We start from the raw sequence: 24,872 nt of genomic DNA on the forward strand, positions 1-24,872 counted from the left end.
CTATACTATCTACAATTTTGAAATAATTTGACGAATTGTAAGATTTATTTCATAAAAACCATTTCTCCTTTAAAGAAAACACACACTATACCAACTGTTTTCTTTTCCGATAATGAAATTTATAGGATAATCATAGTATTATATATCATAATAAAACTTTAATTAGTAAAGGTTTTATCCCCCCGCTAATTATTAACCCTCACTACTCGGGCTACCCATTAATGCGGAATTTTATTGGAATAAAAAGAGGAGGCATATTTGTGAGAAATATAATAGATGATCCAATACAAAAAAATATAGAGCCATACTATGCTTTTATTCAATTCGTTTCAATGATAACATTACAAAAAGTATCAGCTATTGAAATACGTAAAAATGAATTAAAAAATCAGATGAAAAATGCTGGACAAAAAAACCCTTATTACGTATAAAAAAGGTGAACAGGTTATATTCCTGTTCACCTTTTATCAAATTATTTTATTTATAAATTTTCACACGGTTTTCTAACGGTTGGAATTCTTTTTCACCAGCATGTACTACCGGTTTACCAAATGGCATTTGCGCAGTGAGCTTCCAATTTGCTGGAACATCCCACTCTTTTCTCACTTCTTCATCAATTAGCGGATTGTAATGCTGCAACGTAGCACCAAACCCTTCAATTTCTAAAGCTGTCCAAATTGCAAATTGTAACATTCCTGATGATTGCTGAGACCAAGTTGGGAAATTATCTTTATATAATGCAAAGTTTGCTTGAAGGCCTTCCACAACTTCACTGTCTTCAAAATATAAAACCGTTCCATAACCACTTTTAAATGCATTCATTTTTTCTTCAGTAGGTGCAAAGTTATTTTCAGGTACAATTTTTCTTAATGTTTCTTTCGTAATATCCCATAATTTATCATGTTGTTCTCCTAATAAAACAACAACGCGAGCACTTTGAGAATTAAAAGCTGAAGGTGTATGTTTTACAGCATGATAAATCACTTCTTGAATTTTTTCATCAGAAACTACTTGCTCTTTACTAATTGCATAAATAGATCTTCTGTCTTCAATTGCTGAGTAAAAATCTTTTGCCATCATAATTCCCTCCAATTTTCAATTGAGGCTATTTCATATGTATATGTCATATTACGCCCCTCAAACTTATTATTAATAAGCTTATAACTTTATAATATCACAGCAACAAATAAACTCAAATGATAACACTTGTATTTAGAATCTTTTTCCTTTTTAAAGTTAAAATAAAAAGACCGTTTGTTGTTATCTAAAATTAGTAACAACAAACAGTCTTACTTATGTAGCGATCTAGATTCGTATTTTACTTACTTAATTAACTAATCCAAATGCATACGACATTAACTTATTTGTCTCTGTAAAACGTTTTGTTTTACTTGATGTCCCCATGACTACTGTAATAATTCTGTTATCACCTTGCTTGGCAGTCCCAGTAAAACAATATCCTGCACTATCTGTAAATCCTGTTTTTAGTCCGTCCATTCCTTCTATATATAAACTTTTATTATTTTTGTTTAACATGTCGTTTGTGCTTATAACATTAATATTATTAAATGCTAGCTGACTTTGACGCAAGTGAGTCACTTCTAATATTTCCGGATAATCTTTTATAAGATGATACGCCAATTGTGCTACATCAGCAGCCGTCATTTTTGTTTCACTTCCATCTGGCTCTTGTAATCCAGAAGCATTTGCAAATTTAGCATGTTCCGACATTTTTAACTGTTTCGCTTTTGCATCCATAAGCTGAACGAAATCTTTCTCCGATTTTGCCATATGTTCTGCTAAAGCCACAGCTGAATTATTAGCTGACTCAATCATTAATGCATGATATAAATCTTTAACAGTTAATGTGTCATTAACTTGTACTGGGATTCTCGCTCCCTCTGTTTGTGCCGCCTTCGCACTCATTTTAACTGGATCTTCCCAGCGAACTTTCCCGTTATGTATACTCTCTAGTAGGAGATACGCTGTCATCATCTTAGACATACTAGCCGGTGCAAAAGCTTCATTTTCATTATATTGATAAATAATATCTCCATCACTCGCATCGATAATCATAGCCGCTTTTGCGTTAATTTCTGGTGGGATGTACTTTGGCGGGACTACTTTTTCAGTAAATCCTGCTTTAGGTAGTTCTGCCACTTGCAAAGGTTGTCCTTCTACATTCGCTACGCTCTTTTGATTTCCTTGGAATAAGAACCAACATATCCCTAAAATAATGACTAATAGGACTGTCATCCTTCCCCATTTTAACCGATTCATTTCAAAACTCCTTTAGCAAACCTTTTATACACTCACATTTAACCTTAACAACAATTCCTTTATACAGTCAAGGTAAAAAGTATATTTATTCATATACAGGAATTATTATTTTAATTTGTTTATGTTACACTTATAATACTGAAATATAAGAATATTCAACAATAAAATCTTGTAAATAAACTATTTAATAGAAGGGATTCATACAAATGCTACTTCCAAAATCATTAAAATATGGAGACACAATTGGGATCTACTCCCCTTCTTCACCAGTAACCTACACTTCTCCAAAAAGATTTGAACGAGCAAAATCTTACTTTCAACAGAAAGGGTTTCGTATATTAGAAGGTTCATTAACAGGTCGATATGATTTTTATCGTTCTGGTAGTATACAAGAGCGTGCTGATGAACTAAATGCCTTGATAAGAAACCCTAATATTTCTTGTATTATGTCAACAATTGGTGGGATGAATTCAAATTCAATATTACCTTATATTGATTATGACGCTTTTCTAAATAACCCTAAAATAATGATTGGATATTCAGATGCAACTGCTTTATTACTAGGAATTTATGCTAAAACAGGAATCCCTACATTTTATGGGCCCGCTCTCGTCCCTTCCTTTGGCGAATTTGAACCTTTTGTTAACTGCACATACAAATATTTTGCAGAAACTTTACTACATGATCAATCTCTTCCTTATCATATAAAACAACCATTATTTTGGTCAGATGAATTTATTAATTGGGAAGAAAAGACGAAGGAGAAAGAACTTCGACCAAACAATTGGATTTCAGTAATTGAAGGAAAAGCTACTGGGCGTATTATTGGCGGGAATTTAAACACGATACAAGGAATTTGGGCTAGCCCCTATATGCCACATATTCAAGAAGGCGATATTCTCTTTATTGAGGACAGTTCAAAAGATGCAGCTACTATCGAAAGAAGCTTTTCATTCCTTAAAATTAACGGTGTATTTGATAAAATTTCAGGTATCATTCTTGGAAAACATGAGCAATTTGATGATTGTGGTACAAATCGAAAACCTTTTGAAATACTGTTGGAAGTACTTCAAAATCAAAAAATTCCTTTTCTAGCTGACTTCGATTGTTGTCATACACATCCAATGATTACTATACCTTTCGGTGTTCAAGTAGAGTTGGATGCAACAAATAAAACGATACATATTGTAGAATCTTGGAAAAAATGAATGCATGGCTTCTATTGTTTTACAATAAAAGCCATGATACTATATAATTTGGAATGTGAAAGATTAAACAAAATATATTTCTATATCTATCATTAAAAAAACAGATATAAATAGATATTTATATGTAAAAGAGAGTGAATAAATGAAACCAACTATTAAAAATTATGTATTTTTACATGTAGCTTTTTTGATATATTCTATCATTATGGTTTACATGAAATGGGCAGCTCAATTTCCAATTGCTTCAATCTCATTTTTTGTTGCTTATTTCGGACTAGTTATACTTTTATTCGGATATGCAATTTTATGGCAACAAGTAATTAAACATTTCGAAATTTCAAAAGCATATTCACATCGAGGGATTATTATACTATGGTCAATGCTTTGGTCAGTATTTCTATTTGGAGATACAATTCAGTGGAATCATTTACTTGGTGCAGCTATTATTATCGTCGGAATTGTGGTGGTGACAAAAGATGAATAGTTATATGCTATTGTTTATTTTCGGGATAATTTTAGCAAATTACTCACAAATATTATTAAAAAAAGCTACTTTACAACAATACGATTCTAGAATAAAAGAATATGTGAATCCTTATGTTATTATCGGTTACTCTTTATTTGTACTTAATGCTGGATTAAATGTAATCGCCATGAAGGGCATGGAATTAAAACAAGCATCAGCATTAGAATCCTTAAGTTATATCATCATATTAATTTTCGGTTGGTATTTCCTAGGGGAAAAAATAACGAAACGTAAACTCATCGGCAACATGATTATTATCGTTGGTGTAATCGTTTATTGTATCCAATAACAAAAAGCTCCGTTTGTTACAAACGGAGCTTTTTGTTATTGACCTAAATTTTGCACCTTATCTTTCAAATCACGAACTTGATCTATCGTCTGCATGAGCTCTGAGTTTTTAAATTGCTCTACGTCCATTTTTCCTTCCTCTATCTTTTTCATAGACGTATCAATTAACGAATTTAGCTTTTCATTATATCCAACGATTTGTTGATGAAGATCCTTCGCTACATCTGGTGGCGTTAATTCATTGAAAGCTGGTATATCTTGTTTAATTTCATTCAGCTTCGTTTCTAATTCTTTTCGAGCTGTCCCATCGTTAATAGCTTTCTCTGCTAATGCCGGTGCTTCATTTGCAAATGCGCTTATTTCATTTACATAGTCTGTCGCCTTTTGAGCATAATCTATGGAGTTCTTTCCTTCCTCCACTATTGAACATCCCATTAAACCAATTGAAACTATAAATACTAATAAAATTGATTTTATTTTCATTTCAGACTCCCTTCGTCTTTATAATTGTCTATAATTTTCTCTATCATAACTTCTAGCTAAATTGCTTACAACCTTTTTCAAATAGCTATTTATACTCTTACATGCCCTATTATTGTTACAACATCTATTTCTATATGTACGCTTATAATATCTTCAATTATATCCATATATCCTTGTCCTATAGCTGCTCCATAGTGTAATGTAATCCCCTTCTTTTCATACACTGACTGTGGCACTGAAAAAATAAATCTCCTCAAGTTTCTTTCATCAGCTGGTTCCATAATTAAAACAATCCCATCCTCATCAAACATATACGCTCGCCCTCCAACTTTACATTCACTATGGCTCAGTATTGCCTTGGTCAGCAAAATTTAAAACATAATAAGTTAAGATACACTCTGCTCTATCATAAAGTGAAACTTTAATCAGCTCCCACCTAATTTCTTTGCTTTCGCTGAATTTTGAGGTGAAGTCTTACTGCCCGGCAAATAGCGAGATAAAAATAAAAAGCATTCATTCTTTTTTATTAAGAATGAATGCTTTTTAAAAAATCAATTTCCAACTCTAGCATCTTTTTTTGACGAGGTTTTACTTTCCTTACGGGAACTCCAGCGTAAATATACCAATCATCTAAACTCTCTTTTACCATACTCATCGCGCCGACTGCCGTACCTTCTCCTACAGTTACATTTGGAAAAATAATAGAATTAGCACCAATAATCACATGTTTTTTAAAAATAACTTTTCCTACTTTCACATTCCTATATTGATTCGGGACGGTTGGCCCCATTAATGTATTTCCACTGAAATCATCAAGTACTGCATATACGATTGTTTTAGCTGAAATGTTTGCAAAGTCATGCATTTCAATCCCAATTTCCCCTCCATATAACGCTGTATACGCCGAGATGTGCGAATAACTTCCAATTGTGATTTTACCACTTAAAATGCAAAAATCATCAATTCTTACATGATTGCCAACTGATATAGCACTCGGATTATATATACTTGCTTTTTTACTAACCAATACATTTTTCCCAACAGATAAAAATCCAATTTTCTTTAGTTCTTCTTGACTATAAAAACTATTCATCTACCGACACCACCTTCTGCTCTAAACAGATTACAATTTGCTCTACTAGTTCTTTCGTCATTCCTTCCCATAAAGGTAAACTTACGATTCGTTTTGCTATTTTATTCGTTTTTGTTAAATCTGTAGACTTATAGTTTTTAAAAAGAACTTGTTGGTGGCAAGATGGTGAAAAGTATAATCTAGCTTCTATTTTCTGTTTTTTCAGTTCTTCTATTACTTGTATGTTGCGAACTTCTTCTGGACAAATGATAGGCATAAATTGGTGAATAACTGCTTCTGTCTTTTGGACTTTCCACCCTTTTTTCATTAACCCAGTATTTTGTAACAACTGTTTATACCATTCAGAAATACGGGTGCGTTCTTTTAATTTTTGATCCCACTTTTTTATAGTCGCAATCCCAATAGCTGCTGCGTATTCAGACATTTTACAATTAAACCCCATCATCGTGCATTCACGATTTTTATCAAATCCGAAATTCCCCATTCTTTTAATACGTTGTATATCTTCTTCGTTTTTACTATATATGAGCCCTCCTTCACCAATTCCGAACGGCTTTGTTGCATGAAAGCTATATACGATCATTCCACTAAAATCTTGACCGTAATGCATCCCTCCATTCATTAATCCAAATCCCGGCGCCGCATCTACGACAACCGGAATCCCCTTCTTCTCTAATTCTTCATATTCTTCTAAGTTCATCCATGATCCAAAGGTGGCGTACGGGACAACAATCGCAACCTCTTCTTTTAATTCTTCTATCTTATCCAAAAGTACCGTTTTATCCATATACCAATCATCTATTGAAATATCAATAAAGTAAGGTTCCAATCCACACCAAATAGCGGCTAAGGCAGTCGCAGGGAATGTAAAGCTAGGCATGAGAGCATACTTTCCCTTTCTTCTTTTCTTTAGTTGAATAGCCGCCATTAACCCTAACGTTGCGTTTGCTACTGTTGTAACAGCTCCCCTGTTTTGAAAAAACGCTGACATAATTGTTTCCTCAAAACGTTGATTTATAGGTCCATAATTCGTATATATGTGAGATGTATCAATTTCCTTCAATTCGTCCAAATACTCACTTACAGGTACAGTTGAAGCACGTAAAAAAGGAATATTCTCCATATCTATCTATTCCTTCCTATCATTTTCGGACAATATAGAGCATATCTGTTTCAGATAATCCAAATTTCCTAGCACTTTTCATTCCTTGTTTTTCCGCTATGTTATATAATTCTACCTTAAATCCTGCATTCATTAATCGTTGAATAAATCCCGATTGATTATAAATTCTCACATGATCTTCTTGACCAAAAGCTAGTTTCCTCAATTGTGGTGTTACAATTAATTCATTCTCTACAATAAAATCTACATTCATTACGATTGGTACTTGAATAATTCCCCATCCATTTGGCTTTAACACTCTATATAACTCTCGCATTGCTTTGTCATCATCAGGAACGTGTTCTAACACATGACTACATAATATTACATCAAAAGTATTACTATCATATGTAATCCTTGTAACATCAATTTCCTTCATTAATGGATCCTTTGGTTCTAAGTCACCACATACATACGTAATATTTTTATACTCGTTAAACCAATCTCTTAACTTCGCTTCAGGTGCAATATGAAGCATTGTATAGTTTCTATTTAACAAGTCCGTTTCCGTTTCAATGTACGCACGATACAATCTTTCACGATCCATCGAATTACAAACTGGACATATCCCTGTATCTTTATTCCACATCTCAAATTTATATTTCGGAAAATCATAATGTGCTGGCCAAGGTGAAAATTTTTCAAATTGTTGATTGCAATATTGACAATAACAAGATTCTTTCTCGAACATATGAGCAACTAACTTGTTTAATCCTTTTTTTATCTTTTCATTATAAATTTGATCTAGTTCGCCATTTCTTACTGCATCCTTAACTATAAATCCTGCATTTTCTAAACAATAAGATAAACTCTCTTTATACTCACTTTCGGAACTTAAAAATCCACTATTATATGCATCTATAATTAATTCAACCCACTCTTCAATTGTCATTAAAATAAAATGCATTTGTTTTTGATTTTGTCCACTATGTTGTCTAAAATAACTAAGAGGTTCTTGTATATAAACTACTTTTCCTTTCCTCATCATATCTAGCCAAGTTGCAATGTCATTAATAGCAGAATAAGCCTTTCCTTTAAAATATCCAAACTTCCCGTCAAACAAATTCCGATTAAACAAAACAGTTGTCGGCTCACCAACTACATTTTTCAAGTTTTTTAACATATAATTCCCTAATTCTTTTCCTTCAAAAAGTGTAGTTTCTTTCGCGATTTTCATATTTAATGTTGAAGGTGGTAATATCTCTCCATTCTCATCAATCAGTTCACGATATGACGTCACAAATGAAATATTTTCTAACGTCAAAAAGTATTGCATCATTCTCTCGATCTTTTCATGATGAAATAAATCATCATCTAATAAAAAGTTTATATAGTTCCCATCCGCAAGTTCTACACACTTATTAAAGTTTTCGGCAACTAACGGCGTTTCATTTTTAACATATGTAATACACTCATATTCACGTAAGTACGGTTGAATCATAGCATTGACTTCATTATTTGTACTGTCGTCAGAAATAATAATTTCTATATTTTCATATGTTTGATTCAGAGCACTGTTGAGCGCTAATTCCAAGTAATAAGGTCTATTGTACGCAGGAATAAGTATACTTACTTTCGGTAAAGAAGAATTATTATTTATATGTTGTTTTTTCTTTTCTATGTTTATTTTCTTCGCTCTAATTTTTTGGTAATAGTCTAATGTATATAATATGGATGATGGAACTATCCTTCTTGCATAATCTAGAAAATTAGTTACCGCTTTGTCTAACTCTTTTTCGGTGGATAAGAAACCATATTGTTCTCCTGCTATAATACTGTGTGAAAAATCTTCTAACCCATCCATCATTTTATTAGATTCATTTAACTGTTGATCTGGATGTAATCGAAAGTAACTAAGTGTTTCTGCTATATATACTGCTTTTCCTTTACTTAATAAAGATAACCATGAAGCTATATCTACGTTACATAAATACCGCCTCTTATCAAAAATCCCATACGGTTCTTGCAAATCATTTTTACGAAATAAAACTGTTGTCGGTTCTCCAATATAATTTTTTTGATCCACAATTACCTTATTTCCTAATTCTGTCCCCTCTATAATCGTATCCTCTTCAAATAAACGGACAGTTGAATAAATATGTCGTAGTTCTTTCCCTTTATCATCAATTACTTGACGATGAGATGTTACTAGCTTAATTTCATTATCTAGATCATTGAAAAAGTACTTCATCATCTTTTCAATTTTATTCACATGAAATATATCATCATCCATTAAAAAATTTATATACTCACCATTCGCTTCATGAAATAACATTAACGCATTTTCAAACTGTCCGAGAGTTGATCTGTTTTTTATATAAATAATATTTGAATGATTACATAAATATTTTTGTAACATCTTTTCTGTTTCGTCATTCGTGCTGTCATCTCCAACTATAATTTCTATATTAGGGTACGTTTGTTCTAACACACTACATAAAGCCTTTTCAAAGTAGTGAGGACGATTATACGTAGGAATTAATACACTTACCAATGGAAGTTGCTCTACCACCTCTTCAGTTCTTTCAATACGAGTTCTCATTTTAACTCTCTCACCTCTTCGCATACTATTTATATACGCGACACAAAAATCACATTACTTTAACTGTATGGAGCCTATATACTTTTATGCAAACACGAAACAAAATATCATACTTTTCGTTCCTGAATAAACATATTTAATAACGCGGACATTTTATTTGCACCTTTTTTATTCATATGATCACTATCATAAAAATCATCCTCACAAAATAATGGCGAATCAAATAGATCTATGATTTGAAAAGAATATTGAGTTTGAAACTCATTTATAACTTTATAAAAATCTTCTTTTAATTTCTTACTACTACAATTGAAATAATGTGAAGTAACGGGGAACACAACAATTAATGGCTTTATATCGTTTTTCAACAGTAATTCTAAATATTTCTTAAAAATCATTTTATTTTCAACTAAAGTATGAGGATACACCAATTTAGCATGTGAAGCTGCTCTTATTTTCCCGTGTTCTTCAAAAGGAATGTGAAGTGGAATGATATTCCATTCAGCGTTTATCCAAGGCAGTATCAATGATTCATCTTTTAGTTCGTCTAATAAAATATATTCAAAATGCAAATTAAAAATAGAAAGAAGTGGTTTCGGAGTATTTAGATGTAAGAATCCATCAGTGGGTAGAGGAGAATGAACTACAGTATGATGACCATCTTGAAACAATGGATAATATACTTTGTGAATTCTATATGCTTCAGAGGATAACGACATGTCAAAGTAAAACGAGAAATAGGCTATTCCTATTAAACAATATTGAAATGAATGAGTGTTTGATAGAATTTGTGACGCTATTAAATAATCATAGTATAGATCTTGAGATGGAAGTGTTAATTTTATTGACTTTTTTGAGAGGAGCTCCGTACTTATGCCACAATGTGGATAAGACAAACCGGTAGCAAACAATTCATACGTCGGATCACTCTTTGCTTTTTTTATAGAAATGTATAAAGACATAAGATCCGGATTTATTTGATAGATAGAAATTAATTTATCCTTCCATTCATACATGTATTTTGTTAAATTAATAATTTTTGAACTTTGCACGCCCCTATTTATCAAGTCATTTGTAAGTTTTTCTGCGTCCACTCTCCAAATGACTATATATTGAAAAGAATTTTCTATTCGAACAACATCTGAAACGTCTATAACATGAACTATTGTTTTACATTTATTTTTGTCTAATGTATTTCGAATCCTATCCCCTGATAATTCATCACTTAAAACAATGATTTTATATTGCTCCTTCATGCACATCCCTCCATTATATGTATAATATGAAATTCATTTTTAATTCGTAACAATCATATACACCTGCAATCTAACAAAAAAATAGCTTCACCATTAGGCGTAGCTATTTTTACAATTATTGCTTATTCAAATTATATTCCTTTATCTAACTCATAAAGTTTACGATACTTTTCATTTTCTTTCAGAAGTTGTTTATGACTACCTTGCATGACAATTTGGCCACGATCAAGGAATATAACTTCGTCTACATGTTCTATTCCTACAAGATGGTGCGTAATCCAAATAACCGTCTTTTCTTCCGTTGCAGAAAACATAGTTTCAATTAAAGACAATTCTGTTTTTGGATCTAAACCGATAGTCGGTTCATCAAGTACAATAATTGGTGTTTCTTGCATAAGAGTTCTAGCAAAAGCAACTCTTTGTCTTTCCCCACCAGAAAACCGCTTTCCCATTTCATGCATTTTTGTTTGTAATCCGTCTGGAAGAGAAGTAACATGTGAAGCTAGTTGTGCTTTCTCTAAAGCTTTCCATATCTCTTCATCCGTCGCCTCTGGTTTGCCAATTCGTACATTATTTCCAATTGTCGTATCAAACAAATGCGGCTTTTGATTTAATACAGAAATATATTTAGATAAAAGATTCGTATGAGCTCGTTCACCATTCAATACAACTTGGCCATTTACTGGGCTTAACGCCCCTGTTAACAATTTTAGTAAAGTAGATTTCCCTGTCCCACTTCTCCCTAAAATAGCAATTTTCTTCCCTGCTTTTATTTGTAATGATACATCTTTTAATACAATCTCATTACTATCTGGATAACTATACGATACGTGATTCAGTTCAATATCTACATGTTTTGGTTCAATATAATCTTTCTCTCCATGCAAATCCGTTTCATCATGTAAAACACTATCACTTTCTACGCCATTAAGACGATGGGTAGATTCTACGTACGACGGTATTCGATCGATGGCATCTGCAATAGGAATAAGCGCGTTCGTTACAGATAAAGTCATTAATACGAAAGCTGCGATAACTGTAGGAGCAATTTGTTCACTTGCCGCTCCATTCCCAGTCCATATGATCATCGAAATAACTACAATACCTACTACTAATTGAATGATACTGTCCCGAATATGATACCAGCGTTTCACTCTCTTTTCGATTTTTAACAACTGATCATTTTGTTTTACATACTCATTAATAAATTCATCTTTACGACCACTTGCTTGCCAATCAGATAATCCAAAAACAGCATCTGTCAGTTGTTGATACAAACGGCTTCTGCCTTGCTTTAAAGTAACATGGTGTTTCTTCATCAAAAGTAATGATACAAATGGAAGAAGAAACACGATAATAGCTAACATACAACCTACAATAAGTGCAAACACAAGGTCAAATGCACCGATAACAAGTACGAAGATACTATAAACAACTAGCGCTAATATACTAGGAAATATTGTACGTAAATATAGGTTTTGCAAATGCTCTATATCTTCGGATAACACTCCTAACATATCACCCGTTTGAAATCGAGAACGGAAAAATAACGCCTGTGGTTCTACTATTCTATATAGCTTCGTTCTCATTTTTTCTAATATACGTAGTACGACATCATGTCCGACTAAGCGCTCTATATAATGAAACACAGCTTGCCCTATACTAAACGCTCTTGTTGCAACAATAGGAACATATACAGCCATTACATTTTCTGGTCTAAGGGCAGATTTTGAGATTAAATAACCTGAAATAAAAAGTAACATCGCTCCTGAACTAACTCCAAGAAGACCAAGGAAAATAGTTAAAGTCATTCTACCTTTATTTTGTTTTATATAAGGTTTAACCCAGTTACTCATTTCTCTCCCCTCTCTTCCCTATGAAAATGTAATGTCTCATTCTCTAAAAGTTCTTCATACGTCCCACTTTCTTTCATTTCCCCTTTATTTAAAATAAGGATATGGTCCATTTGTTTCATCCAATGTAGACGGTGAGTTGCTAAAAATACTAACTTTCCATTAAATAGACGTAACATCGCTTGCTTTATTTCAAATTCGGTTTCAATATCAAGATGTGCCGTAGGCTCATCTAATAAAATGATTGGTTTTTTACTTAAAAGCGCACGCGCCATAGCAACACGCTGTTCTTGTCCGCCACTTAGCATACGTCCACCTTCTCCAATTCTTTCGTGCATCCCATTTGGAAGTGATGTAACGAGTGAACGAAGGCCGACTTCATTAATAACTCTTTCAACTTCTTCATCTGTTGCATTTGTTTCATAAAAACGAATATTATCCTTTAATGAAAGCGGAAATATATAGGGTTGCTGCGGAATATAAGCAATATTTTTTTGCCAATCTTCACGAGTAGATCCATCAACTTCTACACCATTTACTAACATCTTTCCACTCGAAGGAGATAAAAAACCTGCTAATACGTCGATTAACGTCGATTTCCCTGCACCACTTTCACCAATAACACCAATAGCACCGTTACCTTCCCAAGTAAAATTAATCCCTTCTAATATAGCCTTTTCAGATTCAGCATTATTAACTTTGATATCTTGTAATTTCAAGCTACTAGAGGCATTCCATACTATATCTTCATTTAAATCTTTCTTTTGTATTCCTTTTTGTTGTTGCAAAATCTCTTCTATTTGCTCCATCGCAATTTGTCCATCTAATGTCGCATGATAATTTGCTCCCACTTGTTTAATCGGCAGAAAATATTCCGGAGCTAAAATCAAAATTGTAAGGGCTGGTAATAGTATAATCGTTTCATCTATTAAACGTATCCCTAATCCAACTGCCACAAACGCGATTGATAAACTCGTAAAGAAATCTAATGCAAAAGAAGAAAGAAAAGCAACTCGCAAAGTACGCATCGTTGCTTTTCTATATCTTTTACTTACTTTTTCAATCTTTCCTTCGTGCTGTTCACTTTTCCCTAAATACTTTAATGTTTCTAAACCTTTTAACGTATCTACAAAATGGTTCGAAAGTACACGATATATCTCATACTGACTATCTGCCATTTTTTGCGCTGCTAATCCGAGAAGAATCATAAATATAATCACGATAGGAATCGTTACAACTAAAATGATTCCAGACTCAATATCTAGCGTAAAAACATATAGTACAATTAGACCTGGAACGATACTACTTCTAATCATTTTAGGAATCGTTAATTCAATATATGTTTTAAATTTCTCAATCCCCTCAATTGATAAGGTAACCAGATGACCCGTTCCAACAGTTTGAACATACCTTGGACCTAATGTGAAATATGCCTCTATCAATTGTTTTCTTAGTAACGACCCTGTTTTTTCGGCAAAACGTTCCACTAATATTTGTGATGTTCGAACTACTATGTTACGCGCTGCAAACGCGATACCAAAATAAACAATTTCACTTAATATTGTTTGTACTGTCTCTCCATGAAATAAAAACGTAATAGCTCGTGCTAAAAAGATTGTTTGCGCAATAATACTAAAAGCTTCTAAAATACTAATAATCGTTAACGCTACATATAAAATACGGCTACCGGGATAAGACGGAAGTCCTCTTTTTCTTTTCATTAGTACTCCAAATCGTTGTCTGACTTAACAGGTTGTCTAAATACATAATAACTCCATATTTGACTTCCGATAACGAAAGGCAAAATAGCAATCGCAAAGTAAGTCATAAGTTTTAATGCATAAGCTCCTGATGCTGCGTTGTAAATTGTCAAATCATTCATTGCTCCTAAAGAGCTAATCATAACACGTGGGAACATACCGATAAATACACTCGCACTTAGTAAAATGATTGTTAAACTCGTCATAAAGAAAGCCCAACCATCTCTTCTTCTTTTATTTAATAACGTGGACACTAATAGTGCTACAAAAGCTCCGATTGGTACCATAATCCATTCTGTTCCATGAGCAGTGAAAATGTCGGTTTTCCATAACCCCACACCAGCAAAAACAAGAAGTGTAATTAATGAAAATGGTGCAATTTTTATTGCAGCATTTCGTGCACGTTCTCTCAATTTACCAGTTGTACGTATCGTAAGAAATTGTAATCCGTGAACAATACATAGTAGGAGAAACATTACTCCCCCAAGTAACGCAAATGGATGAAGTAATTGCAGGAATCCACCTACAACATTTTTACTCTCATCAATAGGTACACCTACCATAAAGTTTGCAATCGCAACTCCCCAAAGGATAGGAGGTAACATACTTCCAATAAACATCCCCCAATCCCACGCACTCTTCCATTTATGATTATCTATTTTCGCACGAAATTTAAAGGAAACACCTCTTAAAATTAAAGCAAGAAGCATAAATACAAACGGAATATAAAAACCACTAAATAAAGTTGCATACCAGTGCGGAAATGCCGCAAACATGGCTCCACCAGCACAAACAAGCCATACTTCATTCGCGTGCCAGAACGGTCCTATTGTATTTAAGTAAACTCGTTTTTCAAAATCATTGTTTCCTAAAAACCTCGAAACCATTCCTACCCCAAAGTCGAAACCTTCCAGTACGAAGAATCCAACAAATAAGATTGCAATAACTAAAAACCATAACTCATTAAGAGATAACATACTCTTCCTCCTTATCAAATGGATCATGGCTTTGATAATCCTTTTTCGTTTTCTTATTCTTGTGGCCCTTAATGGTACGAACAAATAAGTACACACAAATTCCACCCATAATTAAATACATTGATGTGAATGAAATAAGTGAGAATAATACTTCACCGAATGTTACATTTGGTGATACAGCATCTTCTGTTTTCATTACACCAAATACAACCCAAGGTTGACGACCCATTTCAGTCATAATCCACCCTACTGTATTACCGATGAATGGAAGAGAAATTGCATACACCATTAATTTTAAATACCACGTTTTTTCAGCTAAACGATCTTTTCTTGATAAGAACCATCCGTAAGCTCCTAGAAGAAGCATGAATGTTCCACTCATTACCATCGCTCTAAAACTCCAAAACATTGTATGCACTGGAGGAATATAATCTCCAGGTCCATATTTTTCTTCATATTGTTTTTGAATTTGATTCATCCCTTCAACTTGACCGCTAAACTTATCATACGATAATAGACTTAGCATATAAGGGATTTGAATTTCAAACGAATTTTCTTTCTTCTCTGTATCAATTTTCGAAAATACTGTAAATGGCGCTGGATCCTCACTTGTATTCCATAGCGCTTCAGCTGCCGCCATCTTCATTGGATGTGTCTTAATTAATTGTTGCGCTTGTGCATGACCGAAGAATAATACAAGCGCCGTTGTAATTGTTCCAACAATGATAGAAATGCGGAAAGATTTTTTAAATACTACAGTTTCTTGTCCTTTTGTAATTTTCCATGCACTTACACCCGCAATAAAGAATGCACCTGTTGCAATTGCTGCTGTAATTGTATGCGGGAATTGTACCCATAGTTGTGGGTTTTGAATAATGGCTAAGAAATCATTCATTTGTGCACGACCATCAGCTGCCATTTCATACCCGACAGGTGACTGCATAAATGCACTTGCAGTTAAAATCCAGAATGCTGATAACATCGTTCCAATTGAAAGGAGCCAAATACACATTAAGTGAATTCGCTTCGGTAATTTATCCTCACCGAATACCCATAAACCTAGGAATGTAGACTCAATGAAAAATGCCAGTAATCCTTCAATTGCAAGCGAGGGACCAAATACATCACCTACAAAACGTGAATACGTTGACCAGTTCATACCAAACTGAAATTCTTGTAAAATACCTGTTACTACACCTACTGCAAAGTTAATAAGGAATAATTGCGTCCAAAACTTTGCCATCTTCTTATATACTTCTTGCCCTTTTACCACATACAACGTTTGCATGATCGCAATAATAAAAGCTAAACCAATTGACAGCGGAACAAAAAAGTAATGGAAAATCGTTGTTGATGCGAACTGTATTCGTGCCAATTCGAGCGTTTCCATACTAAAATCACTTCCTTCATAGTTTTTATAATAAAAGTTAATTGAGCAATCTTATCAAACTCAATTATTAAGAAATACGAAAAGACAAAAACATTTTGTATGTATTGTCGAAAAATATGAAGTTTCAGTTTTTCAAACTATTGTAATGCTATTTTTTACCTTTTCACTATTTCTGTAGTGTTTTATTCGTTAATCGAATTGTATAATATACCTGCATAGTAAATTCAGGTTATTTTTGACGTATTATTGACATCATTTTGTCTGAAATATGTCTTTTGTCATTTTTTTGAATCAGATTTTTTTCATTAGCAAAATGTGTTTTTTCAATATACGGCTTACTTTTATATCTATAAAACAATCGTTTTTTCTTCATACACTTGACTTTCAACCGAAAAAATGTCCTCGAAACTACCCTCGATAAATGCTTATTTTTTGTCAAGAGAAAAATGTATTTTCAAAATTCAAACTCGAAATAATGTTATTCAAAAATAGAAAATAACTTCCCTCTCCCTCGACTAAAAGTTCATTTTTTTGTCATTTTTCCATAACAAATAAAAAAACTGAGAGTCAATTAGACTCCCAGTTTTTTTATTTATTTTGCTGTATGTTTTCTAACGGCTGGTAATATTTCAGTAGCAATTAATTCAATATTTTTCTCAATTTTATCAAATGGTACACCGCCAAAATCAATTTGTGCCATAAAGCGTTGTTGGCCAAACAATTCATATTGGTAAAGCATTTTCTCAATGATTTGTTGTGGGCTACCAATCATTAAAGCATCGCGGTAATCTATTGCATTTGTAAATTGCTGTTTCGGATACCCACCACCGCGCAGTGTAAGCATACCAGCATTAATGTGAGGGTAATATTCACTAAGTGCATCTTGTGAATTTTTTGCCGTATAAAATAAACTCGTTGTCGCAACTGGTAAACTAGCTGGATCAAATCCACTTTGCTGAGCAGCCTCGCGGTAAGCATCTACTGACACTTTAAAGTTAATTGCTGGACCACCAAGTGTTGTTATCATCATTGGCACACCTGCACGTCCTGCTTTAATTGCACTAGCTGGCGGTCCACCAACCGCACGCCAAATTGGCAGGTTATTATTTTTAGCTCTAGGGATAACTGAAGCATGCTCAAGTGGTGCTCTGAACTGCCCATTCCATGTTACATGTTCCTCTTTATTAATTTTTAATAAAAGATCCATCTTCTCTTCAAATAACTCTTCATAATCATTCACATCATAACCAAGTAAACTATATCCTCCAATACGAGATCCACGACCAGCTACGATTTCAGCACGACCATTAGAAATCAAGTCAATGGTAGCGAAATCCTCATATACTCGAACTGGGTCAGATGTACTTAATATCGTTGCGGAACTTGCAATTTTTATATTTTTCGTAGCTTGCGCGACCGCACCTAAAATAACTGTATGAGCTTGCGTTGTAAAATGCGTTTGATGACTTTCGCCTACAGCAAACACATCAAGCCCTGCCTCATCTGCTAACTTAGCTGTTTCAATTAGTTCGTGAATTCTTTTTTCTGGCGTAATTTTCTCCCCATTATGTGGATTTAAAACATGATCGCCAATTGAATATAACCCAAACTCAATTCCTTTTCTTGTATCTATACGGTATTTTTCCATAGTTACTCTCCCCTTTAATAATGTAGTATTAGTTTTTCTTCTAAAAACGTTGGTAAGTCAAGTATATCTCCGTATTACCTACCTCATCACTTGATTAGTCAATTGATGAGGTAAAAAAAATTACTCTTGCGGTAATTCTTTTTTTTCGCTATGCTTATGAACTTTCGTCATCAGCTCGTATAATATTTTCTGCTCTTCTTCATTTAATACATCATCAAAAAACGAAGATTGAAATGCAAGTTGCTCTGGCAATGCTCTCTCTAAAGCAGCTTCTCCTTGCTCTGTAAGACTAATTGTTTTCGTTTTCCAATCTTGTTTTCGTACAATATATCCTTCTTTTTCAAGACGAGTTAACATTCGAGAAATGCCACCTTGTGTAACAGTTACCTTTTCAGCTAACTCCATTTGTGTGAGTGGTTGATACGTACGTATTTGCAAAAGCACATCAAATTGAGCTGTCGTTAAATCAAAACGTTTTAAAAACTCATTTGACATTTGATTACTTTGGTTCGTAAATCGTATTAAACGTAACCATATTAATGATCCTATCGTATTATCACGCATGTTTCATCACTTCCTAGCGTTCATCTTACTATCACTTTACTACGCAAGTGATAAAAAAGCAAGATAAAATGTAATAAATATAGCGATAGAGTATTGCATAAATAATGATAAGTAAGAATTCATATAAACATGAATTCTTACTTATCATTATTCTTAACTTTTCATTTCATTCATTACTATATTTAAAGCTGCCATAGCTTTTGGCCAACCAACGTAAAAAGCCATATGTGTTATTAATGCAACCAATTCATTCTCCATAACCCCATTTTGTTTAGCTAGCTTCAGATGAAATTGTAATTGTTCTGTATTACCGAGACTGATTAGTGCTGACACAGTACACAAACTTCTTTCTCTTAATGTTAAAGTGGCATCCCGCCACACTTCCTCAAATAATATCTTTTCACTATAATGAGCAAATGCAGGTGACATTTCTCTCATTTTCTTTTTAATATGTACTTCAATAAGTTCATTTTTCATTTTTTTCTCCCTTTATTTTCACCATTTGTGCTATCCCTTGACCAAATGACCAGTTTTCAGCAGCTGTCTCATTTAGTGTAATAAAAATATCCGAAGTTTTAACGTCGGAATATTCCGTGATTTTTAAGGATACCGATTGATACAAATCTTTTTTCTGTTGCACCGTTCTTCCCGGTCCACATGTAATAGAAACATAAATCATATTCTCTGTTCTCTTTTCTCCTCTTTCCAACAAATAATATGGATTATATAAAAATTTGTTTTGTTGGTAAGGTAAGAACATTTGAAAATAATCATTTTCAGGGATGTTAAAATGTTCAATTAATGAAAGATGGATACATTCACCCATTTTTTCCAACTCTTCTTCATTTAATGTGTTTTCAGAATAATAAATCTTCACAAAAGGCATAGACTTTCATTCCTTTTCTTATTTTTAATATACAACAAAATTTCATCGTGAAATGTGTAAAATCTCATATACTGTAACACCCTTATTTACTACAATATCAGGCTTCTCTTCATAAAACTCAAACCTACTATATCCCCATTTATCCGGATTATAAACGATTACATTCCCTAAACACTTTTCGTTGTTTTGTACATCTTCATTCATCATGTTTAATTGAGTCCCAATCAACGTTTTACTTTGAGAAATACTTCCTGCATATTCAACAACATATCTACTTTTCTTAAATCCATCACTTAGATTAACCACTAATGGAACACCTATATGTATTTGTTGCCATCCAAAAGATTGTAAAATGTTATCGTAATACCCTTCAAAGATAAATTTATTCATCCCTTCATGACCATTCCAAATATATAAAGGTGCATAGCAGTTATAAAAATTCCCGTTTTTCTCCGTTTCCGTAATTAAATAAGCTTTAAAATTTAGTTCTTGGAAACCATCAGTTTTATAGCCATTATCCTTTACCCTTTTCTTAATAATCTCCATGTCATAATCCTTTGGAAGAATGACCTTATATTGCATTCCAATCATGTTTATCACTCACTTTCAATCTTATATACATTATGATAAATCGATAAGTGGCTAACGTAAAATAGGTATAAATTATGTTTGGTATCATTTATAATGATAGTGCATAAGGGGCTGAGATACTTGGAAATAAATGATCTTATTATATTCAAAACTGTAGCCAGTGAGGGTTCTATTAGTAAAGCTGCTAAAGAGTTAGGATATGTTCAACCGAACGTAACTGAGCGAATTAAAAAATTAGAACAAGAGTTAGAAACACCTTTACTACATAGAGATAACAAAGGTGTTTCCTTGTTACCTGCTGGTGACATTTTATTAGATTACACGAATAAAATATTAACTCTATTAGAAGAAGTAAAAGATGAAATTAAAACGAGTGGTTCTTCTTATATAATAGCGACGTCACAATCTATTTTGACAAATTATTTAAGTAAGCGTATTAAAGTAAATTTCAGAAATTATCAAATATATGTAGAAAGTAGTAGTCATTTGCAAAAATTACTGCAGCAACAAAAAGTTGATATGGTCATAACTTATGAGGATTATCCTGACGCATCGTTTAAAAAAGTGTTCACAACCTCAATTTCTGTAGGCTTATTAAAAGCGAAAGAAAAATGTACCATTGATTATTCAAAAGAAATTTTCTTCGTTAGCAATGACAAAAAGTGCCCTTTTAGGAATAAGACAATACAATTTCTAAAAGAAAATAATCTATCTCAGCAACAACTTCAACAGTTGGATTCTTATTCGCTTATGGAAGCGTTTATTGATGATGGAAAAGGAATAGCTTTTTTACCGATTAAAAATGATAAATTGGTACCAATTGAAGATGTTCCAATTGAGAAATTAGCTGTTCATTTTTTTACAAATCAAAACTCTTTTAAACAAATCCCTGATGAACTATTTGGTTAATAAAATGACTTTGATTACATACTTTTTTCAAAATAAAAATCCCTCTTTAACGAATATAAAAGAGGGATTTTTATTTTGTATACAATTGATTTTTCACACGTTTTGCTCCACTTCTGTACTTTTCTCCTTCTTATTCCTTTTAAAACTCTTCAATTTCTTAACCGTCCCAACCAATCCTTTCGGAAAAACGAGTAGCACGATAATATACAATAAACCTAGAATAATCGTCCATCTTTCAAAAATCGGATATTCCGTCGCTAGTTCTGATAAATAATATTTTAGTGATTCAATAATCCCAGACCCAGCAATAGCTCCAATTAATGTTCCGACTCCTCCAATCATTGTCATTAAGAGTGCATTTAGTGTCATTTCAATTGAAAATACAGTCGTATTGACAAAGCGTAATGTAATAACAAATAAACCACCGCTAATCGCAGCTACTACTCCTGCAACAATGCTAGCAATAATTTTATAATGAAGCACTTTATATCCTAGTGCTTCAACACGTTGCTCATTTTGTGAAATTGCTTTTAATACTTTTCCAATAGAAGATTTGGTGAAAAGACGTAAGAGAACAAAAATGATAAGTAAACATATAAGTGTTACATAATAAAACGTAAAACGATCACGGAATACGTCTGGTACACCAAATGTAAAACCATCTCCTCCGTGAGTGAGCCCACGCCATTTTTCAGCAAGGACGAAAAACAACTGTGAAATAGCAAGTGTTAACATCGCATAAAAATGACTTTTCAGCCGTAAAGAAAGTAAACCAATTATATAACTAACGATTGCTGAAATGATAATTGCAGCTACTATTCCAATTAAAAAGTTCGTTATTGATACGCCTTGTCGATCAAATAAAAGCGCTACCCCATATGCTCCTATCCCAAAGAACATACAATGACCGAACGATACAATTCCTGTATACCCAAGCAATACATCAAAACTCATTGCAAAAATAGCAAAGATGAAGATTTGAGTGAACAAAATTAACAGGCTCCGTGAATCATTTACGAACGGAAATACACTTAAACAAATGAGCATACATACTCCGAAGTATACTTTAATTCGGTCCGATGTGTTGTTCACCATTTCACCCCTTTTCACCAACAAGTCCAGTTGGCTTCACTATTAAGAAAAATAGTAACATTAACATATTAATTGCAAGTGATAAATCTGGTATAAAATACGCTGTAAAAGCACCAGCTAATCCAACAATTAAAGAAGCAATAGCTGAACCTTGTACGCTTCCTAATCCACCGATAATTACTACTATAAAAGCTAAAATTGCATACTGCATGCCCATCTCGGCGAAAATAACGCCCGAATACGGTGCTAATAAGAATCCTCCCAAAGCTGCCATCCCTGCTCCTAATAAAAAGACGAAAGAAAATATCGCTTTTACATTAATACCAAGCGCTTGAACCATTTCTTTATCCATTACACCTGCACGGATCATAAGACCTATCTTCGTCTTTTTGAGTAATAGTAGTAGTGCAATGTAAATAATTATCCCAATCAAAATAACAAATAGACGATATTTAATTAATATAATACCTCCGAATGTAAAACTTCCTTGTAACCATAACGGTAATTTTGCACTAATAGGGTTTGGCCCCCAAAATATTTTAATACACTCACTAAGAACGAGCATTCCTCCAAGCGTAACGAGCAGCTGTCGAACATGATTTCCATATACCGGTCTAATAAGAAACCTTTCTAAAATAAATCCTAGGAACATTCCCATGGCTACTGCTCCAACTAAAGCTAATATATAACTTCCTGTCATATTAAATAACCAAACACCTGTAAATGCTCCCCATGCAAATAAACCACCGTGTGCAAAGTTTAAAACGCTCATTAGACCGAAAATAAGTGAAAGACCTGATGCTAACAAAAAAATGAGCATCCCTGTTGAAATCCCATTTACAAATAAATTGATTAACACATCCATCCTTTTCACCTCGGATTCATGTTAAGAGATTCCTAAATATTTATGACACATTTCCTTATCCTTTTTTAATTCATTCATAAAACCGTTATGAACAATTCGTCCGTTATCCATAATGTAAAAATAATCGCCAATTTGACTAGCCATCATAAAATTTTGCTCAACAAGTAAAACTGTTGTTTTCTCTTTCATCTTCAAAATAGCTACCATTAATTTCTCCACCATTATCGGGGATAGCCCTTTGCTCGGTTCATCAATAAGTAATAATCCATCACTATTAATAAACGCTCTTGAAATAGCCAACATTTGCTTTTGCCCTCCGCTCAAGAGCCCACTTTTCTTATTCCAAAACTGCTTTAAATCCGGAAATAGTTCCAGCATCCACTCTATTTTCCCTTCTACTTCCTCACCTTTTCCCCTAGCAAGAGCGAATGTTTCTTCTACTGTCAAATCATGAAAAATACCTTGATTTTCTGGTACATACCCTATTCCTTTCCTTGAAATTAAATGTGTAGGTAATCCACTTACTTTTGCACTATCATAATAAATTTCACCATCTGCAATGCGGTGAAACCCCATCACTGAACGTAATGTCGTTGTTTTCCCTGCCCCATTTCTACCAAACAGTACAGTAATCGTCCCTTTCTCAACAGCAAGAGATACTCCTTGCAAAATATGAAACTGATCTAAATACGTTTCTATATTATTCACTTGTAATAGTGCCACTATATAATCCCCCTAAATAAGCACTTTGTACACGCTCATCTTTCATAATTTCTTCTGGCAATCCTTCAGCCAATAACTCTCCATGAAATAAAACGATAAGATGATCTGACAAACCTAGTATCATATCCATTTTGTGTTCGATAAGTACAATTGTGCTCTCTGGATGTTTCTTAATATTTTCAATCACTTGTAATATAGCAGGGACCTCTTCAACCGAAATACCTGCCGTCGGCTCATCAAGTAATAACACATCCGTTTTTAAAGCTAATAACATCGCAAGTTCTAGCTTTCTTTTCTCTCCATGTGCCAAATCTTTCGCTAATACGTTCTCTTTCTCGTGAAGTAATACTGTTTTTAAGAAACGTCTCGCCTCTCCAACTTGTTGCTTTAATTTTGCTGAACTCGGGAAAAAACTATAGTAATCTTGTACGAATGATTGAACACTTAAACGGACATTTTCAAGTACCGTTAATTCTGGGAATATGTTTGTAAGCTGAAAAGAGCGACCGATTCCTAAGCGTGTTCGATCTGAAATCGATAGTTTTGTAATATCTTGCCCTTTAAAATACACTTCACCTGTTGTGGGTGAAATCTGTCCACTTAGTAAATTAAATAATGTTGTCTTCCCCGCACCATTTGGCCCGATAATAGAAATGAGCTTTCCTTTTTGGACAGTTAAATTTACATCTTTAATAACATGATGTTCACCAAAAGATACGCTAAGATTTTTCGTCTCTAGCAAATGTGTCACGAAATCCCTCCCTTTAAAGCCGTGA

26 protein-coding genes are annotated in these 24,872 nt (G+C 33.4%); 5 read left to right on the forward strand and 21 right to left on the reverse strand.

The window, feature by feature from the left end; all coding sequences use genetic code 11:
* Positions 1 to 260: 260 nt before the first annotated feature.
* A complete protein-coding gene (locus ACO6VI_RS24545; RefSeq protein ID WP_001244281.1) occupies positions 261 to 431 on the forward strand; it encodes a hypothetical protein in 171 nt (56 codons plus the stop codon).
* Positions 432 to 477: 46 nt separating this feature from the next.
* On the opposite strand, the gene ACO6VI_RS24550 is transcribed toward ACO6VI_RS24545, so the two are convergent.
* Positions 478 to 1,080, reverse strand: a complete 603-nt coding sequence (locus ACO6VI_RS24550) for a nitroreductase family protein (protein ID WP_002093949.1) — start codon at positions 1,078 to 1,080, stop codon at positions 478 to 480.
* A 246-nt stretch (positions 1,081 to 1,326) separates the two neighbouring features.
* Entirely contained in the window at positions 1,327 to 2,280 is a 954-nt protein-coding gene (locus ACO6VI_RS24555) for a D-alanyl-D-alanine carboxypeptidase family protein (protein ID WP_001080878.1), read from the reverse strand.
* Positions 2,281 to 2,486: 206 nt separating this feature from the next.
* Here ACO6VI_RS24555 and ACO6VI_RS24560 point away from each other — a divergent pair, with 206 nt between their 5' ends.
* From ACO6VI_RS24560 to ACO6VI_RS24570, 3 genes are all read left to right on the forward strand, one after another.
* Positions 2,487 to 3,488, forward strand: coding sequence for a S66 family peptidase (locus tag ACO6VI_RS24560; protein ID WP_063547082.1), 1,002 nt, complete (start codon positions 2,487 to 2,489; stop codon positions 3,486 to 3,488).
* Positions 3,489 to 3,630: 142 nt separating this feature from the next.
* Positions 3,631 to 3,972, forward strand: coding sequence for an EamA family transporter (locus ACO6VI_RS24565; RefSeq protein WP_000805130.1), 342 nt, complete (start codon positions 3,631 to 3,633; stop codon positions 3,970 to 3,972).
* Positions 3,965 to 4,303, forward strand: a complete 339-nt coding sequence (locus ACO6VI_RS24570; RefSeq protein ID WP_001089874.1) for an EamA family transporter — start codon at positions 3,965 to 3,967, stop codon at positions 4,301 to 4,303. Before ACO6VI_RS24565 ends, ACO6VI_RS24570 begins: the two co-directional genes overlap by 8 nt.
* Positions 4,304 to 4,338: 35 nt before the next feature.
* On the opposite strand, the gene ACO6VI_RS24575 is transcribed toward ACO6VI_RS24570, so the two are convergent.
* The 15 genes from ACO6VI_RS24575 to ACO6VI_RS24645 form a co-directional block, all read right to left on the reverse strand.
* A complete protein-coding gene (locus tag ACO6VI_RS24575; RefSeq protein ID WP_000695205.1) occupies positions 4,339 to 4,785 on the reverse strand; it encodes a DUF6376 family protein in 447 nt (148 codons plus the stop codon).
* A gap of 89 nt (positions 4,786 to 4,874) precedes the next feature.
* The gene (locus ACO6VI_RS24580) at positions 4,875 to 5,096 is read right to left on the reverse strand and encodes a hypothetical protein (protein ID WP_000459105.1); all 222 of its coding nucleotides are present in this window, start codon (positions 5,094 to 5,096) and stop codon (positions 4,875 to 4,877) included.
* A gap of 215 nt (positions 5,097 to 5,311) precedes the next feature.
* Positions 5,312 to 5,878 carry an acyltransferase gene (locus ACO6VI_RS24585; protein WP_001084183.1) on the reverse strand — a complete coding sequence of 189 codons (567 nt, stop codon included), beginning with the start codon at positions 5,876 to 5,878 and terminating at the stop codon, positions 5,312 to 5,314.
* On the reverse strand, positions 5,871 to 7,001 hold the full coding sequence (locus tag ACO6VI_RS24590; RefSeq protein WP_000427961.1) for a DegT/DnrJ/EryC1/StrS family aminotransferase: 1,131 nt from the start codon (positions 6,999 to 7,001) through the stop codon (positions 5,871 to 5,873). Before ACO6VI_RS24590 ends, ACO6VI_RS24585 begins: the two co-directional genes overlap by 8 nt.
* Positions 7,002 to 7,020: 19 nt before the next feature.
* The gene (locus ACO6VI_RS24595; RefSeq protein ID WP_063547081.1) at positions 7,021 to 9,582 is read right to left on the reverse strand and encodes a glycosyltransferase; all 2,562 of its coding nucleotides are present in this window, start codon (positions 9,580 to 9,582) and stop codon (positions 7,021 to 7,023) included.
* Between the two features lie 107 nt (positions 9,583 to 9,689).
* Positions 9,690 to 10,838 carry a hypothetical protein gene (locus ACO6VI_RS24600; RefSeq protein ID WP_063547080.1) on the reverse strand — a complete coding sequence of 383 codons (1,149 nt, stop codon included), beginning with the start codon at positions 10,836 to 10,838 and terminating at the stop codon, positions 9,690 to 9,692.
* Between the two features lie 131 nt (positions 10,839 to 10,969).
* Positions 10,970 to 12,694, reverse strand: a complete 1,725-nt coding sequence (cydC, locus tag ACO6VI_RS24605) for a thiol reductant ABC exporter subunit CydC (protein ID WP_000073638.1) — start codon at positions 12,692 to 12,694, stop codon at positions 10,970 to 10,972.
* Complete coding sequence (cydD, locus tag ACO6VI_RS24610; RefSeq protein ID WP_063547079.1) at positions 12,691 to 14,412, reverse strand: thiol reductant ABC exporter subunit CydD; 1,722 nt, start codon at positions 14,410 to 14,412, stop codon at positions 12,691 to 12,693. Before cydD ends, cydC begins: the two co-directional genes overlap by 4 nt.
* Positions 14,412 to 15,428 carry a cytochrome d ubiquinol oxidase subunit II gene (gene cydB, locus ACO6VI_RS24615; protein ID WP_422424309.1) on the reverse strand — a complete coding sequence of 339 codons (1,017 nt, stop codon included), beginning with the start codon at positions 15,426 to 15,428 and terminating at the stop codon, positions 14,412 to 14,414. Before cydB ends, cydD begins: the two co-directional genes overlap by 1 nt.
* Complete coding sequence (gene cydA, locus ACO6VI_RS24620; RefSeq protein WP_000448869.1) at positions 15,415 to 16,818, reverse strand: cytochrome ubiquinol oxidase subunit I; 1,404 nt, start codon at positions 16,816 to 16,818, stop codon at positions 15,415 to 15,417. The genes cydB and cydA overlap by 14 nt, the downstream gene beginning before the upstream one ends.
* A gap of 592 nt (positions 16,819 to 17,410) precedes the next feature.
* Positions 17,411 to 18,466, reverse strand: a complete 1,056-nt coding sequence (locus ACO6VI_RS24625; protein WP_000417549.1) for an LLM class flavin-dependent oxidoreductase — start codon at positions 18,464 to 18,466, stop codon at positions 17,411 to 17,413.
* 120 nt (positions 18,467 to 18,586) lie between these two features.
* Positions 18,587 to 19,030 (reverse strand): MarR family winged helix-turn-helix transcriptional regulator, encoded by a 444-nt coding sequence (locus tag ACO6VI_RS24630; RefSeq protein WP_001205523.1) that lies wholly within the window; start codon positions 19,028 to 19,030, stop codon positions 18,587 to 18,589.
* A 153-nt stretch (positions 19,031 to 19,183) separates the two neighbouring features.
* Positions 19,184 to 19,507 (reverse strand): carboxymuconolactone decarboxylase family protein, encoded by a 324-nt coding sequence (locus tag ACO6VI_RS24635; RefSeq protein ID WP_000787201.1) that lies wholly within the window; start codon positions 19,505 to 19,507, stop codon positions 19,184 to 19,186.
* Positions 19,497 to 19,916, reverse strand: a complete 420-nt coding sequence (locus tag ACO6VI_RS24640; protein ID WP_001117237.1) for a tautomerase family protein — start codon at positions 19,914 to 19,916, stop codon at positions 19,497 to 19,499. Before ACO6VI_RS24640 ends, ACO6VI_RS24635 begins: the two co-directional genes overlap by 11 nt.
* Positions 19,917 to 19,958: 42 nt before the next feature.
* On the reverse strand, positions 19,959 to 20,507 hold the full coding sequence (locus ACO6VI_RS24645; protein ID WP_063547077.1) for a DUF4865 family protein: 549 nt from the start codon (positions 20,505 to 20,507) through the stop codon (positions 19,959 to 19,961).
* Positions 20,508 to 20,627: 120 nt separating this feature from the next.
* Here ACO6VI_RS24645 and ACO6VI_RS24650 point away from each other — a divergent pair, with 120 nt between their 5' ends.
* Positions 20,628 to 21,416, forward strand: a complete 789-nt coding sequence (locus ACO6VI_RS24650; protein WP_063547076.1) for a LysR family transcriptional regulator — start codon at positions 20,628 to 20,630, stop codon at positions 21,414 to 21,416.
* 93 nt (positions 21,417 to 21,509) lie between these two features.
* Here ACO6VI_RS24650 and ACO6VI_RS24655 read toward each other — a convergent pair whose 3' ends face one another.
* The 4 genes from ACO6VI_RS24655 to ACO6VI_RS24670 are packed head-to-tail and all read right to left on the reverse strand — an operon-like array spanning position 21,510 to position 24,847.
* Entirely contained in the window at positions 21,510 to 22,463 is a 954-nt protein-coding gene (locus ACO6VI_RS24655) for a branched-chain amino acid ABC transporter permease (RefSeq protein ID WP_003274156.1), read from the reverse strand.
* A gap of 49 nt (positions 22,464 to 22,512) precedes the next feature.
* Positions 22,513 to 23,373, reverse strand: a complete 861-nt coding sequence (locus ACO6VI_RS24660) for a branched-chain amino acid ABC transporter permease (RefSeq protein WP_000382787.1) — start codon at positions 23,371 to 23,373, stop codon at positions 22,513 to 22,515.
* A 21-nt stretch (positions 23,374 to 23,394) separates the two neighbouring features.
* Complete coding sequence (locus tag ACO6VI_RS24665; protein WP_001196696.1) at positions 23,395 to 24,096, reverse strand: ABC transporter ATP-binding protein; 702 nt, start codon at positions 24,094 to 24,096, stop codon at positions 23,395 to 23,397.
* Complete coding sequence (locus ACO6VI_RS24670) at positions 24,074 to 24,847, reverse strand: ABC transporter ATP-binding protein (RefSeq protein WP_000149328.1); 774 nt, start codon at positions 24,845 to 24,847, stop codon at positions 24,074 to 24,076. Before ACO6VI_RS24670 ends, ACO6VI_RS24665 begins: the two co-directional genes overlap by 23 nt.
* Positions 24,848 to 24,872: the final 25 nt, after the last annotated feature.

Origin of the sequence: Bacillus sp. PSXD-155, from assembly GCF_049310765.1 — a bacterium.
In the GTDB taxonomy this organism is placed as follows: domain Bacteria; phylum Bacillota; class Bacilli; order Bacillales; family Bacillaceae_G; genus Bacillus_A; species Bacillus_A cereus.